The organism is Rhodococcus sp. SB1D, from assembly GCF_048573875.1.
GTDB classification, from domain to species: Bacteria; Actinomycetota; Actinomycetes; order Mycobacteriales; family Mycobacteriaceae; genus Rhodococcus_F; species Rhodococcus_F qingshengii.
The window spans coordinates 709370-724932 of the sequence record NZ_JBMAIQ010000001.1; the positions used below are offsets into that span (position 1 = coordinate 709370).

Here is a 15563-nt window from a genome sequence, read left to right on the forward strand (position 1 = left end):
AGGTCGCTTCCGCTCGAACCCGGTCCGGTTCGAGTACTTTGGCGAAGGTGACCTTCGCTCATGACGAACGACTCGCCCTGGTGGACAGCATGGTCGAATTCGGCCCCGATGCTCCGACACTGTGTGGGGAGTGGACCAATCGTGACCTGGCAGCACATCTGATAGTCCGGGAGCGGCGTCTCGACGCCGCTCCCGGAATCATGTTGAGTCCTCTTGCCGGTCACACCGAGAGCGTGCGTAAGGCCGCAGCGGCGCGTCCGTGGGAGGAGATCCTCGACGACGTTCGGAGTGGGCCGCCTCGGTGGTCGCCGATGTACTGGCTCGACGCGCAGGTAAATACCACGGAAATGTTCGTCCACCACGAAGATGTACGACGCGCACATCTGAACTGGGCGCCGCGTCCGTTGTCGGAGGGTCGGCAGGCTCAGCTGTGGAAGTACGCCCGGCAGATCGGCAAGATGGGTTACCGCAAAGCCGCTGTCGAGGTCATTTTCGAACTTCCGTCCGGCGAGAGTGCGGTCGTCCACAAATCCGGCTCTCGCAGTGTTGTCCTGCAGGGTGAACCCGCCGAGTTGCTGCTGCACGCTTTCGGTCGCAACGAGGTGAAGATCGAAGCCAAAGGTGAACTGGCCGACGTTCAATCCGTGATGGCGCTCGATCGCAGTTTCTGATGGCCCCCTTCTTCCGGAGCCGAGCTCGACAGACGGGTTGTGAAGATCACGTTTCGCACTCGCCACCAGTGTTGCTGGTGTTGCGGATGGTCCAGATGGGGTCGCACAGACTAGCCTGAACTCCATGGCAGGTAAGTCGAGCGCCCGGGGATCCAGTACAAGCACGTCTACGTCCAGGGCATCGACCAGGTCGTCAGCCTCTACTCCGAGCGCGCGCGCAACCGCAAAACCTCGTGCCTCGCGCACCACGCGAACCGTATCGACTCCTCGAAATGTCACGACTTCGGCCAGGGCTGGTGGGCGCCCCGCGTCGGGCAAAGGCTCCAAGCCGGCGCCCAAGAAGGCGTCCGGTACGTCGTCGGCCGCGCGCCGCCCGGTATCGAAAACCTCTCAGCGGGCCAGCCCGTTGGCCGCTGTGGGCAAGGGAATCGGAGCCGGGTGGTCCCTGGCTGCCCGCGGCGTCGGCGCCACCACACGCACCGTCAGTAAGGTCGGCGAGATCGAAGCCGGCCACCGCCGCGACGGAATAGCGCTCGGCCTGATCGCATTCAGCGTCGTCATCGCCGGTGGCGTCTGGTTCAAGGCCGGTGGTCCGATCGGCGGCGGCATCGACACCCTCGTGCGGGCGATCTTCGGCGCGGCCTCGGCCGTGCTCCCCATCGTCGGCGTCGGCCTCGCGATCCTGTTGATGCGCACCGAACCGAAACCTGAGATCCGGCCCCGACTGATCATGGGATCCTTGCTGGTCGGTCTGCCGGCGCTCGGCCTCTGGCACATCATCTCGGGTTCACCGACAGACGCCACCGGTCGCTCCAACGGCGCAGGGTTTGTCGGATACGTCGTGGGCGGCCCGCTCACCAACGGGCTCACCGTCTGGCTGTCTGCGCCGCTGCTGGTCATCGCCGCCGGATTCGGAATCCTCCTTCTGACCGGAACGACTCTGCGTGAGGTGCCGAGCAAGTTCCAGTCCTTCTTCGGCGCCTCGTATCGCTCGGATGAATACGGCGACTACGGATCCGAATTCGACGAGGACGGTGAGCACCACTACGGCGAATCTGCTTACGATCCTTCACTGTTCGACGCCGACGGCTACCCGGTCGACACCTACGCCGAGCCGCCGCTCAAGCCCGCCAAGCGGACCAGCCGACGCGCACCGATCGACAACTACCCGACGGACGAGTTCGAATCCGGAGACAAGAAGACCGAAGTCCTCGGTCTGTGGAACGCCGACGACACCGCAGTACCCGACGAGCCCGTCGCGGCTGCGGCAGCGCCCGTCGTGGAGACGCCGGCACCGCGCCCCAAGGTGCCTGCGCGTTCGGTCCCCATCGCCAAGCCCGTGCCGAAACCCGAACCGGAGCCGGAGGAGAAGGAACACTTCGTCACCGATCGGGTCACCGACGGCGACTACAACCTCCCGCCGACGACGTTGCTGATCGAGGGAGACCCGCCCAAGCTCCGCAGTTCTGCGAACGACGCGATGATCGAGGCGATCAGCGAAGTCCTCGAACAGTTCAAGATCGATGCCGCTGTTACCGGTTTCACCCGCGGACCGACGGTGACGCGCTACGAGGTCGAACTCGGCCCAGGCGTGAAGGTCGAGAAGATCACCGCGCTCGCCCGCAACATCGCGTACGCCGTGGCAACCGACAACGTCCGCCTCCTGGCTCCCATTCCGGGTAAGTCCGCGGTGGGTATCGAGGTACCGAACTCCGACCGCGAAATGGTCCGCCTCGCCGACGTTTTGAACGCGCCGAGCACCCGACGCGATCACCATCCGCTGGTGATCGGTCTGGGTAAGGACATCGAAGGTGACTTCGTCAGTGCGAACCTCGCGAAGATGCCCCACCTTCTGGTGGCAGGTTCGACCGGCTCGGGTAAGTCGAGCTTCGTGAACTCGATGCTCGTCTCGTTGCTCACCCGAGCAACGCCCGAAGAAGTACGGATGATCCTCATCGACCCCAAGATGGTCGAGCTCACGCCGTACGAAGGTATCCCGCACCTGATCACGCCGATCATCACTCAGCCGAAGAAGGCAGCGGCAGCGCTGGCCTGGTTGGTCGAGGAGATGGAACAGCGCTACCAGGACATGCAGGCCAACCGGGTGCGTCATATCGACGACTTCAACTCCAAGGTCAAGTCCGGCGAAATCACCGCCCCGCTGGGCAGCGAGCGCGTCTACCGTCCGTACCCCTACATCCTGGCGATCGTGGACGAGCTGGCAGACCTCATGATGACCGCGCCGCGCGACGTCGAAGAAGCAATCGTCCGCATCACGCAGAAAGCCCGTGCTGCCGGTATCCACCTGGTGCTGGCAACGCAGCGCCCGTCCGTCGACGTCGTCACCGGCCTGATCAAGACCAACGTGCCTTCGCGTCTGGCGTTCGCGACGTCTTCACTGACGGACTCGCGAGTCATCCTCGATCAGCCCGGCGCCGAGAAGCTCATCGGTATGGGTGACGGCCTCTTCCTGCCCATGGGCGCGGGTAAGCCGACCCGTATGCAGGGCGCGTTCATCACCGACGAGGAAATCTCGGCGGTTGTCGACTTCGCGAAAAACCAGGCCGAGCCCGAGTACACCGAAGGTGTCACCGCGCAGAAGGCAGGGGAGAAGAAAGACGTCGACCCCGACATCGGCGACGACATGGATGTCCTCCTGCAGGCCGTGGAATTGGTCATCACGAGTCAATTCGGTTCGACGTCGATGTTGCAGCGCAAGCTACGAGTCGGGTTCGCCAAGGCCGGCAGACTGATGGACCTCATGGAAAACCGCGGCGTCGTCGGACCCAGCGAGGGCTCGAAGGCACGCGAGGTGCTCATGAAGCCCGAGGAGCTCGACGGTCTGCTGTGGTCGATACGCGGCGGCGACCCGGATGAGGCACCTGCAGACGAGTAGGGACACCTCGGCGGACAAGCCGTCGACAGACGACCGGAGGAACCCGTGCATGTGACGCCGTTGGCTTGGGGAATCACGATCGTGGTGATCCTCGGCCTGTTCGTCTTCGACTTCTTCGCCCACGTCCGCACTCCGCATGCGCCCACGTTCCGGGAGTCGGCATTCTGGTCGACGGTCTACATTTCGATCGCCATCGTCTTCGGCCTCGTCGTGATGTGGATCTGGGGCACCACGTACGGCGGTGAGTACTTCGCAGGCTACGTCACGGAGAAGGCGCTCTCGGTCGACAATCTGTTCGTCTTCGTGATCATCATGTCGACGTTCGCCGTCCCGCGAGAGTTCCAGCAGAAAGTCCTGCTGATCGGCATCGTCCTCGCATTGGTGATGCGCGGAATCTTCATCGGAGTCGGTGCGGCCGCCATCAATGCGTACAGCTGGGTGTTCTACCTCTTCGGAGCGTTCCTGATCTACACCGCGTACACCCTGATCCGCGATCACGGGCATGAGAAGGAAGCCGAGGAGAAGCGCGACAGTCGCATCATCTCACTCGTGAAGCGGGTGCTGCCGACAACCGAGGAATACGACGGGGACAAACTGATCACCCGGATCGACGGCAAGCGCGTCGTGACACCGTTGTTGTTGGCGCTCATCGCAATCGGGTTTGCCGACGTGCTCTTCGCGCTCGATTCGATTCCGGCGATCTACGGTCTGACCCAGGAACCGTATCTGGTGTTCACCGCCAACGCCTTCGCGCTGATGGGTCTACGGCAGCTGTACTTCCTGATCGGTGGGTTGCTCGAACGGCTGGTCTATCTCTCGTACGGGCTCTCGATAATCCTGGCGTTCATCGGTGTGAAACTGGTACTTCACGCGTTGCACGAGAACACCCTCTCGTTCGTCAACGGAGGTGAACACGTCTCCGTCCCGGAAATCTCCACGGCACTCTCACTCGGAGTGATCATCGGAGTATTGGCGGTGACGACGGTCGCGAGCCTGTTGAAGACTCGCGACCGGGCGGGGGAGTAAGCCGGGGCCGGGGCTCTCAGGCGCTGAACTGACCCAACACCGGAACCCACTCGGTGATCCGGACCTTCTCGATCAAATCGGCGATCGCGAACGGATCGTGGGTGAAGAGGAGGGAAACGGTGTCGGCGTCTGCGGCGTCGACGATGATCAGCGCGCCGTTTCCATCTGCAAACGGGCCGGATGACAAGACGATCGAGCGGGAAACCAGATCCGCGAGCCACGCGCGGTGATCGCTACGGACTTCGTCGCGCTGAGCGTTCTTCTCGGGCGCGTAGGTGTATTCGACGAGGAACAACGACATCGTGAACCGCTTTCGGGGCTGGTGATCGAGATGGTGGTGTGTGAAGAGTCTGAACGGTTCAGAGAGTCAGGAGCATGCGAGTATTGCCGAGTGTGTTGGGTTTCACATAGCTCAGATCGAGGAACTCGGCGACGCCGGCGTCGTAGGACCGACACATTTCCGCATAGACCTCGGCGGTGACGGGGGTGCCGTCGATCTCTGCGAATCCGTGACGGTGGAAGAACTCGGTCTCGAACGTCAAAACGAACAACCGTTCCAACTCCAATTCCTTGGCGACCTCGATGAGTTTGTCGACGACGTGGAAACCTGCGCCCTGGCCTTTGGCAGTCGGATCGACTGCGACGGTGCGGATCTCACCCAGGTCCGCCCACAGCACATGCAGTGCGCCGCAAGCGATTACCTGGCCGCCTCGCTCGGCGACCCAGAACTCCTGGACTGCCTCGTACAGCGTCACGAGATTCTTCTCGAGGAGGATCTTGCCGGCGTAGATGTCGATCAGACGCTTGATTTCGGGGATGTCCGACGTTCGCGCGCGACGCACGATCAACTGGCTCTCGGTATAGGTCGGCGCGGTCGAAGTCATGTGGTGCACATTAGTCAATGGCCCTACCGATATTCTAAGTCGCGTGCCTGTCCGCCCCACGCAATTCCCGCGCCGCTCGGCTTTGTCCCGGGTTCGGCTCACCGCCTGTGCGGTGATCCGATGAGTACCCCGCGCGATCAGACCGACGCCCATCGCGCCGCCGTCGGCCCGTCCGACGGCACACCTGTCGCGGACAACCCGGTTCCGTTGCTGAACATCGCGAACATTCTCACGATGGTCCGAATGGTTCTCGTTCCGGTTTTTCTCGTTGTTCTGTTCGTCGACGGCGGACACTCGACGTGGTGGCGTCTCGGGGCAATGGGCGTGTTCATCGTCGCCGCGATCACGGATCGGATCGACGGCCAATTGGCTCGGAAGTACGGTCTGGTCACCGATTTCGGCAAACTCATGGACCCGATCGCGGACAAGGCACTGATCGGCGCCGCGCTGATCGGTCTTTCGGTTCTCGGTGACCTGTCGTGGTGGGTGACCGGAATAATCATCGCCCGAGAACTCGGAATCACGCTGTTGCGGTTCGCGGTACTGCGGCACGCGGTCATCCCGGCGGGCAAGGGCGGCAAGCTCAAAACCCTCGTGCAGGCCGTCGCGATCGGGTTCTACCTGTGCCCGCTGCCGAGCAGTTGGGACATCGTCAGCGGATTGCTGATGGCTGCTGCCGTCGTGCTGACGGTGGCGACGGGAATCGAATACATCGTGCAGGCGATCAGGCTTCGCGCCGGAGTTCGCGCAGTCGAGTCATGACGGACCCGCTGCTCGCACTCGGAGTGGTCGAACTCGTCGACGCCCTTGGCGCCGCGAGGCAGACTGTCGCCGCCGCCGAATCTCTGACGGCTGGCTTGTTCACGGCTGCGGTCGCGTCCGTGCCAGGGTCGAGCGCGGTGCTGCGTGGGGGTCTGGTCGTGTACGCGACCGACCTGAAAGCAACACTGGCCGGTGTGGATCCAAGCCGCCTGGCAACGGACGGCCCCGTGTCCGAGAGCACGGCGGTGGCATTGGCGCTCGGTGCCCGGACGAAGTGCGGTGCGGACTGGGGTATCGGTCTGACCGGAGTCGCCGGTCCGAGTGAGCAGGACGGACACCCGGTCGGAACAGTGTTTCTCGGTATCGCCGGCCCTGACGGAACCAAATGCGAACCGCTCGCGCTCGGCGGCGAACGGTGGGAGATTCGGACAACCGCGGTCGCGACTGCCGTGTCGCGGTTACGTGATCGTGTCGCAGAGCGTGCGGCACGATAGGCTCGGGAACCAATCGGATGTGTTCGGACGTTGACGATTGTGAAGACGTACGACCATGCACGATGAGGTCACGGATGAAGGAGGAGCGAGATGGCGCTGCTATTGCGTGAGGCAATCGGTGACAGTCTCCGGCGTACGCGCGTTTCGCAGAGCCGCACGCTACGTGAGGTGTCGAACAGCGCGCGTGTGAGCTTGGGCTATCTGTCCGAAGTGGAACGTGGACGTAAGGAAGCATCGAGCGAACTGTTGGCGGCGATCTGTGATGCGCTCGCAGTCCCACTGTCCGACGTGCTGGTCGACGTGAGCGAGACCCTGGCCACGAAGAAGAGCGCTCCGGTAGCTGGTCGACAGGTCGCCGAACCCGCCGTGTCGGCTTCCGGTTCGGTCTCGGCTTCCGGTTCGCCGACAATCGCACGCGATACCCGCGTCGTGATTCCGGCACCGAACGCTCGAAGGTTGGCGGCGGCGTAGCCACTACCGGCCGTAACCGATAGATTTTGTACGTAACCGCCGGTTTCCAGCAGGTGGGGTCAGAGCAGATAGGGCGCAGCCCTTGTTTCGGTGCGCGACGGTCGCGCTCCGGGTCGCGTTCGGCGCGGCGCATCAGATGGAGGCAGGATCAAACCAATGGCTAATCCTTTCGTCAAGGGCTGGAAGTACCTGATGGCGCTCTTCAATTCGAAGATCGATGAGAAGGCAGATCCAAAGGTTCAGATTCAGCAGGCGATCGAGGACGCACAGCGCCAGCATCAGGCGTTGTCCCAGCAGGCTGCGTCGGTGATCGGTAATCAGCGTCAACTCGAGATGAAGCTCAGCCGTCAACTCGACGAGGTCGAAAAGCTCAACGCCAACGCGCGCCAGGCCGTCAACCTCGCCGATCAGGCCGCTGCTGCCGGCGACAACGACAAGGCGATCCAGTACACCAACGCTGCCGAAGCTTTTGCGGCCCAGTTGGTGACGGCCGAGCAGGGCGTCGAAGATCTGAAGGCACTGCACGACCAGTCCTTGCAGGCCGCCGCTCAGGCCAAGAAGGCTGTCGAGCAGAACGCGATGACTCTGCAGGCAAAGGTTGCCGAGCGCACCAAGCTGCTCAGCCAGCTGGAGCAGGCCAAGATGCAGGAGCGCGTGAGCGAGTCCCTTCGGTCCATGGACAGCACGCTGTCGGCTCCCGGCAACACACCCAGCCTCGATGCTGTGCGCGACAAGATCGAGCGGCGTTACGCCGACGCACTCGGCTCTGCCGAACTCGCTCAGAACTCCGTTCAAGGCCGCATGATGGAGGTCCAGCAGGCCTCGGTCCAGATGGCAGGGCACAGTCGCCTCGAGCAGATTCGTGCTTCCATGAAGGGCGAGGCACTGCCGTCCGGCGGCGCAGCAGCCACTCCTGCGACTCCGTCCGTCGAGAAGCAGCCCCCGGCTGCCGGTCAGACCGGGCAGTAGCCGAATCCTCGATGTCGGCAGTGATGCTCTGATGTTTTCTTCACGAGACGGTCGATCTGGGCGCGAGCCCCGGTCGGCCGTTCCCGTTTCCGTATCCGGCGCCTTCGGAGCGTTGGGACGCACCGCGGACACATTGCGCGAGGTCGGACTGTCTGCGGCGGATGCCGCTCGGCGGTGGCAGGACCCGCGCGCCAAATTCGAGCGCAAACGTGCCCGTGCTCGTCGACGCGCTCAGCGTTGGGGTTTCATGTCCGGCGGATCAGTGGTCGGCACGGCCGGCCTTGCTGTTGCGTCGGCCCCCGAGTGGTCGGTGGTCGTGGCAGGCGGGGGAGCGGCACTGTTCGCGGTTCCCGCCGTCATCGCGGTCGGCCGTTACCGTTCGATGAGTTCCGGCCCACCGCCGTCGGCGCCGATTCGCCGGCGCTTGCCACCGTCGTCGTCTCGCGCGTTCATCCCGATGTCTCGCCTCATCGGCGCCGAGACTTCGTTGTTCGAGATCTTGAGTGTGCTCAGGCGCGCCGACACCATCGACCCCGGTGAGTTGGACGAAATCACTGTTACCGCCGATTCGGCATTGAGAGCGATGTTCGCGGTGTCTTCGGATGTCGTCGCGATGGAACGCGCCGTGGCCGCTACACCCAAGGTGACCGAACCTCTTGATCCCACCATTGACGGCGCAGTTCGTGAGTTGCAGTCGGGGTTGGATCAGTACGAGGATCTGGTGACCTCCGCAGCTGCATTGACAGCGCCTCACAGCCCTTCGGCTCTGGTGGGATTCAACCGAGAACTCTCGGCGCTGCACGCGGCCGCCGAGCGACTCTCGGCGCTTGCCGACGCCATCGGTGAGGTGGACGACATCACCCGCAAGTACAACTGATCGGTCCTCGCGCCTGATCGATGCACCCTGTTCGAAATCTCAGTCGTCGGCGCCGCGGGCCGCCAACGCTTCACCCATTGCGTCCGCGGTCATCAGGGTGCCGACGATGACCGGAACTGCGAAGGATCGCAGCGAGAATCCGAGCCCTCGCGCCTTGCGTGCCTCGGACGCCTGTGTGATGACCTCGAACATCAGCGGGATGCACCGGATCGTCATTGCGAGGAGCAAAGCGATCCGTTCGGGATTGACGCCGAAGCGTCGCAAGGGTGTCAGGAACCGGGTGATCGCGTCGAGCATCTCGGAGATCCGTGTGGTCAGACCCATGATCGCCGCGAAGGCGATCGAGATGATCAGGACGCCGCACACGACGGTCGCTCGCTGCCACCCCGCGACCACCAGCTGGAACGCGCCGATGAACAGCAACATCCACAGTGCGGGTCGCAGCTGCCGGATCGCAGTCATCGGCGGGATGCGCGCAATGACGTACAGGGCCACAACGACGATCGTGGGAACTGCCAGTTGCCACGGCTCACGTACGAAGATCGAGACGGCCAGTATCGCCACGATCAATGCGAGGAGCTTGATCCCCGTCGGCATCCGGTGCAGGAGTGAGCGGCCCGGACGGTAGACGCCGAGAGTGGTCACGAGACCAACGACCGGTAGTGATCGATGGAGTCGGCGGGGGAGCCGTCAGCGACGACGCGGCCTTGGTCGACGACCAACACCCGTTCGAAGGATTCGAGGAGATCGAGTTGGTGGGTCACGACGATCAGTTGCTGATCGAGTGACTCGAATACCGAGCTGATCAGCCGAGAGTTGCGAAGGTCGAGGAGCGTGGTGGGTTCGTCGGCGACGAGTACGTTCGGTTCCGTCACCATGATGGCCGCGAGCGCGAGGAGCTGTTTCTGCCCGCCCGAAAGCTGGTGGGTGGGATGGTCGGCGTGCCCGGCGAGGCCGTAGCGTTCGAGCACCGAGGCCACCTTTGCGGCGCGCTCGGCTTTGCCCAATCCGCTACGGCGGAGCGAGAATTCGATGTCCTCGGCAACCGTCGGCATCACGATCTGGTGGTTGGGATCGGTGAAGACGAATCCGACCTGCTTGCGTACGTCGCGGCCCTTCTTCGCCGTGTCCAAGCCGTTGACGTGGACGTGTCCTTCCGTCGGAACGACCAGTCCGTTGATCATGCGAGCGAGCGTCGACTTGCCGCTTCCGTTCGCACCCACGATTCCGATTCGCTGCTCGCTCAGTCGCAGATCTATCTGCTGCAGGACCGTTCGTTCACCGAAGCTGTGTCCGACGTTCTCGAAGACGATCTCACTCATCGGAGATTAATTCGCCACCACGGTCTTGTTCGACGAGATCACCGAGTCGCGCAGTAGTGCCGGGTATGCCCGGTGAACCTGGGACGCGACCAACGCGGTGACGACTGCTTTTGCGGCGTCGAGCGGGATGAAGGCGGCGTTGGCCGACCATGCGGCAACGAAGCTCATGTGTCCGCGGACCATCATTCCAACGATGCCGAACGCGTAGAGAACGACGACGCCGCCGAGAAGGTTGATGCCGATGCCCGCGATGATCCGGTACTTGGGCAGCATCTTGGCGGTCAGCCATCCGATGACAAACGCCGTCGGGATCCAACCGATGAGGAATCCGGCTGTCGGGCTCGATAGAGACACGAGTGCGGTGCGACCGCCGGCAAGGACCGGTAGACCGACCAATCCCAGAGCAATGACCGTCAGGACGGCGAGAACACCCTTGCGCGGTCCGAGTAGAGCGCCGGCCATCATGACGCCCATGGACTGAAGGGTGATCGGCACGCCGGAAATGCCGATGTTGATCGACCCGGGTAGGCCCAGCGCGATGATGAGTGCGGCGAAGACGGCTACATGCGCGAGATCGCGAGCGGGGAAACGGGTCGTAGACACTGCGGACGTGCTCCTTCGGCATACGGGATCGAACTTCGCGAGTTTACGCCAGGAGCAAGCTCCCATGGGTTGGACACCTGACCTGCGTGAGGGCCGGTCTCGGGGTGAACCCTGATCTTTACCTGAACTTGCCGCTGAGCTGCTGCTTTGTCACGCCAGACCTGTCAGGCTGGTTCTACGGACGACGCAGCACCTGTCCGATTCGACTGATTATTCAACGGCACGTTGGAGGTAAGCATGTTTTGGAAGATCGTTTTGGCCGTCGTACTGGTGTGGGTCGCACTCGCGGTGGTCGGTGCGCTGATCAAGGGGCTTTTCTGGGTTCTGGTGGTCGGCGCTGTCGGCTTCGGAATCTACTTCCTGGTGAAGGCGATGTCGGGAAGTGACGACAATTCGCCCGCTTCGCGGTTCTGACGGGCAAGATCTGCCCTATGGAAAACTTCCCCGAGGACTGGCAGCGCGCGATTGTCATCGTGGCGCATCCCGATGACATCGAATACGGCGCAGCCGCAGCAGTGGCGCAGTGGACCGATCGCGGCAAAGACGTGCGATATGTCCTGGCCACGCGCGGCGAGGCCGGAATCGCCGGTCTGTCGCCCGAAGAGTCCGGCCCGATCCGCGAGGAAGAAGAGCGTCGCTCGGCCGCGATCGTCGGTGTCGGTGAGGTGGAGTTCCTCGGCCTGCCCGACGGTCGTCTCGTGGAAGGCTTGGAGTTGCGCTCGACTCTCGCCGCAGCAATTCGCCGCCACCGTCCGGAATTGGTGGTGACGATGAACTTCTCCCACACCTGGGGCCCCGGCTATCTGAACAGCGCAGATCACCGTGCACTCGGGATCAGCGTTCTCGACGCAACTGCCGACGCAGCAAACGAATGGATCTTTCCCTCGTTGACGGCGCAGGGACTGGCGCCGTGGCCCGGTGTTCGGTGGGTTGCGGTCAATACGATGACTCCCACACACTGCGTCGACGTGACGTCGACGGTCGATCGCGCCGTGGATTCGCTCGCGGAACATGCGCGATATCTGGCGGCGCTGAGTTCCACGCCGATCCGGGAACAGGCGCGCGCACAGATCGACATGGTCAGCGGACCGAAGCCTGGTTTCGACGCCGAGCGAGCAGTTGGTTTCGAGTTGTACTATTTCTGATGATCTCTGAGCGAGAGAAATCGCAAGTCCCGACGGGATTACCGGTGACTTGTCCGGTATTGTGTTACACACGATGGTAATCCGTAACGCAGATGACTCATTTGCCCCTCGCAAGGCAGATGGTCAGCGCATCCCCAGCCGCGAGATCGACGACGTGATTCTCGACGCAGCAAGGTCGTGTGTCCTCGATTTCGGAATGCAGCGAACCACACTTGCCGAGATCTCGCGTCGCGCCGGCGTGAGCCGACCGACGGTCTACCGGCGATGGCCGGACACGCGAGCTGTCGTCGCGGACCTGCTCACCCGGGAGATCCGATCGGTGCTGCCCGAGGTGACCTTCAACGGGTCTGCCGGCACGTTGCTCGTGGAGGCGATCGGTGACGTCGTCGGCCAGATTCGCGACCATCCGCTCTTCGTGAAAATTCGGCAAGCTGATCAAGAATTGCTGACGACCTACATCGTGGACCGGCTCGGCGCGAGCCAGAAGTCGATTCTCGAGCTGATCACATCCGTTGTCGCGGCCGGCCAACAAGACGGTTCGATTCGCGAGGGAAGCGTCAACGAGATCGCGGCGATGGTTCTACTGATGGCTCAGTCCGTCGTCATTTCTGCGCCGACTCTCGAGCCGGAGCTTTCCTCCGATGCGTCGGTCGAGCAACTTCGATATGCGGTCGCTGCTTATCTGGCACCCGTCAAGAATTCGGGAGAATAGCTGTGAGCCCCCTAGATTCAGCAGGCAGCGATTCAGCGCTCAACGCACAACGGCGTACTCGTGAACTCGAGCAGTTGGCGAACGGCGATTCGGTCGACGTCCTGGTGATCGGCGGCGGAATCACCGGTGTCGGTGTCGCTCTCGACGCCGTGACTCGTGGGCTCAGTGTTGCGCTGGTCGAAAAGCACGACCTCGCGTTCGGCACCAGCCGCTGGAGTTCGAAACTCGCACACGGCGGCCTTCGGTACCTGGCTTCCGGCAATGTCGGTATAGCGCGTGAAAGTGCGGTCGAGCGCGGCATTCTCATGACGCGCACCGCGCCTCACCTCGTTCGCGCCATGCCTCAACTCGTACCGCTGTTGCCCGAAACGTCGTTCTTCGGGAAGGCCCTGGTGCGTACCGGTTTCCTGGCCGGTGACGCTCTGCGCATGTCGGCGCGAACCCCGGCTTCGGTGCTGCCCAGATCACGGACGGTCAGCGCTGCTCGAGCGCGCGAATTGGCTCCCGCGGTCAAGCAGGAGAACCTACGAGGCGCCTTGACCGCGTTCGACGGGCAGCTCATCGACGACGCTCGCCTCGTCGTCGGTATCGCCAGAACCGCAGCGTCGCACGGCGCGCGAATCCTGACCCGCGTCGGTGCATACGACGTATCCGGAACGTCGGCCACCTTGCGTGACGAGTTGACCGGGTCCGAGTTCTTGATGCGTGCCCGCGTCGTGATCAATGCGACCGGTGTCTGGGCTGATCAGGTCGACTCCAGCATCACCCTGCGCCCCAGCCGCGGGACGCACCTGGTGCTCGATGCAGCGCGATTGGGGAACCCCACGGCAGCACTGACCGTGCCGATTCCCGGCGAGACCAACCGTTTCGTCTTCGCCCTGCCCGCCCAGCTCGGCCGGATCTACCTCGGGTTGACCGACGAAGCAGCGCCGGGGCCGGTGCCAGACGTGCCGTCGGCGTCCGAGGACGAGATCGACTTCCTGCTCGACACCGTGAACACGGCGTTGGAAGTTCCGCTGACCCGTGGGGACGTCTTGGGGACCTTCGCGGGTCTGCGTCCGCTGCTGGACACCGGTGAAGGCTCGACGGCCGACCTCTCGCGCAATCACGCTGTAGTCCGTTCGGACTCGGGCTTGGTCACGGTGGTAGGCGGAAAACTCACGACGTACCGCAAGATGGCCGAAGACGCCGTCGACGCTGCGGTCGAGGTCGGGTCGCTGAGCGCCGGGGCATGTCGGACACGCGCGTTGCCGCTGGTAGGCGCTGCATCACCGGCGGAATTGAAGAAGATCAAGGCACCCGCGTCATTGGTGGCGCGATACGGCACCGAGGCCGAGGTCGTTGCCGCGGCGAGCGGCGATCGTCTCCGGTCGGTTGCGGACTTGGAGATCTGCGGTGCCGAGTTCGATTTCGCGGTGTCGCATGAAGGCGCCCTCGACGTCGACGACGTCCTCGATCGCAGGACGAGAATCGGATTGGTGGCTTCGGATCGCGAACGCGCACTGGGTGCGGCGGAACAGGCCTTTCACTCGGTGTGACACTCTGATCCGGTGCGTGTAGCCGTTGTTGCCGGGCCGGACCCGGGTCATGCTTTTCCCGCAATAGCGTTGTCGCTGGCGTTGATCCAGGCCGGCGACGAACCGATCCTGTACACGGGGACCCGGTGGGTCGAGGCAGCGCGAGCAGCCGGCGTGGAAGCCGAGCCGCTCAAGGGCTTGGCCCCGCGGCCGGGAGACGACGATCTTGATGCAGGCGCTCGGATTCATTCGCGCGCCGCCTATATTTCCACCGAACTGCTTCCCGACCTGAAGTCCGTCTCCCCGGATCTCGTCGTTTCCGACATCCTCACTGCCGGAGGCGGATTGGCCGCCGAAAGACTTGGCATCCCCTGGGTGGAACTCTCGCCTCACCCGCTGTACTCACCTTCACGGGGGTTGCCGCCGATCGGCAGTGGGCTCGCTCCCGGCGTCGGAATTCGTGGTCGACTCCGCGATACCCTGATGCGCGCAGCGACGGGACGTTCGATCAAGCAAGGGTTGGCCCAGCGATCCCAGGCCCGTGTCGGTGTCGGACTGCCCGCTCTGGATCCCGGTCCGCAAGCGCGGCTGATCGCAACACTTCCGGCACTCGAAGTGCCTCGCCCCGACTGGCCGGAGCGCGCTCACGTCGTCGGACCGCTTCTGTGGGAGCCGACCGAGGTGATTCTGGATCCACCGCCAGGTGACGAACCGCTGGTTATGGTGGCGCCCTCCACGGCGCACACCGGCGCAGTGGGAATGTTCGAGGGCACGGTCGAAGGACTCGGCGGAGCCGGTGTGCGGCTGATTGCGTCGATGCTCGACGGGGCTGAAGGTGAGCATCCTGATTGGGTTCGTGCAGGTCTCGGACGCCAGGACGCGATGCTGCGTGACGCGTCGGTGTTGGTATGTGGCGGCGGGCACGGCATGTTGGCGAAGGCCCTGCTGGCCGGCGTGCCGACGGTCGTCGTTCCCGGGGGCGGGGACCAGTGGGAGTTGGCCAATCGCGCTGCGCGGGCAGGGACGTCGGTGATCGTGCGGCCCGCAGATGCTCAGTCGATTCGCGATGCCGTACTGCAGGTGCTCTCCGACAAACGATTCGCGGAAGCTGCGAGAGCGGCTGCCGCGACTGCGTCGCAGGTCACCGATCCGGTGGCGGTGTGCCGACAGGTGGTCAACGGAGGTGTGACGGCGTGAGCACGTTGCGCCTGAAT

General features: G+C 63.5%; 18 protein-coding genes. 13 read left to right on the forward strand and 5 right to left on the reverse strand.

All coding sequences use genetic code 11. The features are described 5' to 3' along the window. Positions 1-47 precede the first annotated feature (47 nt). The 3 genes from ACN50D_RS03340 (at position 48) to ACN50D_RS03350 (ending at position 4593) form a co-directional block, all read left to right on the forward strand. Positions 48-671 (forward strand): TIGR03085 family metal-binding protein, encoded by a 624-nt coding sequence (locus ACN50D_RS03340; RefSeq protein WP_003942175.1) that lies wholly within the window; start codon positions 48-50, stop codon positions 669-671. 124 nt (positions 672-795) lie between these two features. Continuing rightward, a complete protein-coding gene (locus ACN50D_RS03345) occupies positions 796-3567 on the forward strand; it encodes a DNA translocase FtsK (RefSeq protein ID WP_030535561.1) in 2772 nt (923 codons plus the stop codon). Positions 3568-3612: 45 nt separating this feature from the next. Then, positions 3613-4593 carry a TerC family protein gene (locus ACN50D_RS03350; RefSeq protein WP_019748181.1) on the forward strand — a complete coding sequence of 327 codons (981 nt, stop codon included), beginning with the start codon at positions 3613-3615 and terminating at the stop codon, positions 4591-4593. 16 nt (positions 4594-4609) lie between these two features. Here ACN50D_RS03350 and ACN50D_RS03355 read toward each other — a convergent pair whose 3' ends face one another. Together ACN50D_RS03355 and ACN50D_RS03360 are read right to left on the reverse strand one after the other, a co-directional pair. Continuing rightward, a complete protein-coding gene (locus ACN50D_RS03355; protein WP_003942124.1) occupies positions 4610-4894 on the reverse strand; it encodes a YciI family protein in 285 nt (94 codons plus the stop codon). Between the two features lie 58 nt (positions 4895-4952). Continuing rightward, complete coding sequence (locus ACN50D_RS03360; RefSeq protein WP_007735157.1) at positions 4953-5477, reverse strand: amino-acid N-acetyltransferase; 525 nt, start codon at positions 5475-5477, stop codon at positions 4953-4955. A gap of 120 nt (positions 5478-5597) precedes the next feature. Between ACN50D_RS03360 and pgsA the strand changes: the two genes are divergently transcribed. The 5 genes from pgsA (at position 5598) to pspM (ending at position 9050) form a co-directional block, all read left to right on the forward strand. Then, a complete protein-coding gene (gene pgsA, locus ACN50D_RS03365) occupies positions 5598-6239 on the forward strand; it encodes a CDP-diacylglycerol--glycerol-3-phosphate 3-phosphatidyltransferase (protein WP_020969465.1) in 642 nt (213 codons plus the stop codon). Next, entirely contained in the window at positions 6236-6733 is a 498-nt protein-coding gene (locus tag ACN50D_RS03370) for a CinA family protein (protein WP_058038694.1), read from the forward strand. Before pgsA ends, ACN50D_RS03370 begins: the two co-directional genes overlap by 4 nt. Before the next feature lie 90 nt (positions 6734-6823). Continuing rightward, entirely contained in the window at positions 6824-7204 is a 381-nt protein-coding gene (locus ACN50D_RS03375; RefSeq protein WP_003942191.1) for a helix-turn-helix domain-containing protein, read from the forward strand. Positions 7205-7360: 156 nt separating this feature from the next. Continuing rightward, positions 7361-8173, forward strand: coding sequence for a phage shock protein PspA (pspA, locus tag ACN50D_RS03380; RefSeq protein WP_003942098.1), 813 nt, complete (start codon positions 7361-7363; stop codon positions 8171-8173). Between the two features lie 31 nt (positions 8174-8204). Next, positions 8205-9050: a phage shock envelope stress response protein PspM gene (gene pspM, locus ACN50D_RS03385; protein WP_020907518.1), complete on the forward strand. Its 846-nt coding sequence runs from the start codon at positions 8205-8207 to the stop codon at positions 9048-9050. A gap of 39 nt (positions 9051-9089) precedes the next feature. Here the strand turns inward: pspM and ACN50D_RS03390 are convergent, their stop codons facing one another. From ACN50D_RS03390 to ACN50D_RS03400, 3 genes are read right to left on the reverse strand one after another with little or no spacing between them, the layout of a single operon-like run. Then, a complete protein-coding gene (locus tag ACN50D_RS03390; protein WP_211920279.1) occupies positions 9090-9695 on the reverse strand; it encodes an energy-coupling factor transporter transmembrane component T family protein in 606 nt (201 codons plus the stop codon). Then, positions 9692-10372, reverse strand: coding sequence for an energy-coupling factor ABC transporter ATP-binding protein (locus tag ACN50D_RS03395; protein WP_007735161.1), 681 nt, complete (start codon positions 10370-10372; stop codon positions 9692-9694). The genes ACN50D_RS03390 and ACN50D_RS03395 overlap by 4 nt, the downstream gene beginning before the upstream one ends. A gap of 6 nt (positions 10373-10378) precedes the next feature. Then, on the reverse strand, positions 10379-10975 hold the full coding sequence (locus tag ACN50D_RS03400) for a biotin transporter BioY (protein ID WP_007735162.1): 597 nt from the start codon (positions 10973-10975) through the stop codon (positions 10379-10381). Positions 10976-11200: 225 nt separating this feature from the next. On the opposite strand from ACN50D_RS03400, the gene ACN50D_RS03405 reads away from it, so the two are divergent. From ACN50D_RS03405 to ACN50D_RS03425, 5 genes are all read left to right on the forward strand, one after another. Further along, positions 11201-11389, forward strand: coding sequence for a hypothetical protein (locus ACN50D_RS03405; protein WP_020907519.1), 189 nt, complete (start codon positions 11201-11203; stop codon positions 11387-11389). 17 nt (positions 11390-11406) lie between these two features. Next, positions 11407-12120: a PIG-L deacetylase family protein gene (locus ACN50D_RS03410; RefSeq protein WP_042450681.1), complete on the forward strand. Its 714-nt coding sequence runs from the start codon at positions 11407-11409 to the stop codon at positions 12118-12120. 73 nt (positions 12121-12193) lie between these two features. Next, positions 12194-12832: a TetR/AcrR family transcriptional regulator gene (locus ACN50D_RS03415; RefSeq protein WP_050655792.1), complete on the forward strand. Its 639-nt coding sequence runs from the start codon at positions 12194-12196 to the stop codon at positions 12830-12832. 2 nt (positions 12833-12834) lie between these two features. Further along, positions 12835-14370: a glycerol-3-phosphate dehydrogenase/oxidase gene (locus ACN50D_RS03420; RefSeq protein ID WP_003942114.1), complete on the forward strand. Its 1536-nt coding sequence runs from the start codon at positions 12835-12837 to the stop codon at positions 14368-14370. Between the two features lie 12 nt (positions 14371-14382). After that, the gene (locus ACN50D_RS03425) at positions 14383-15546 is read left to right on the forward strand and encodes a glycosyltransferase (RefSeq protein ID WP_042450679.1); all 1164 of its coding nucleotides are present in this window, start codon (positions 14383-14385) and stop codon (positions 15544-15546) included. The last annotated feature ends 17 nt before the right edge of the window (positions 15547-15563 follow it).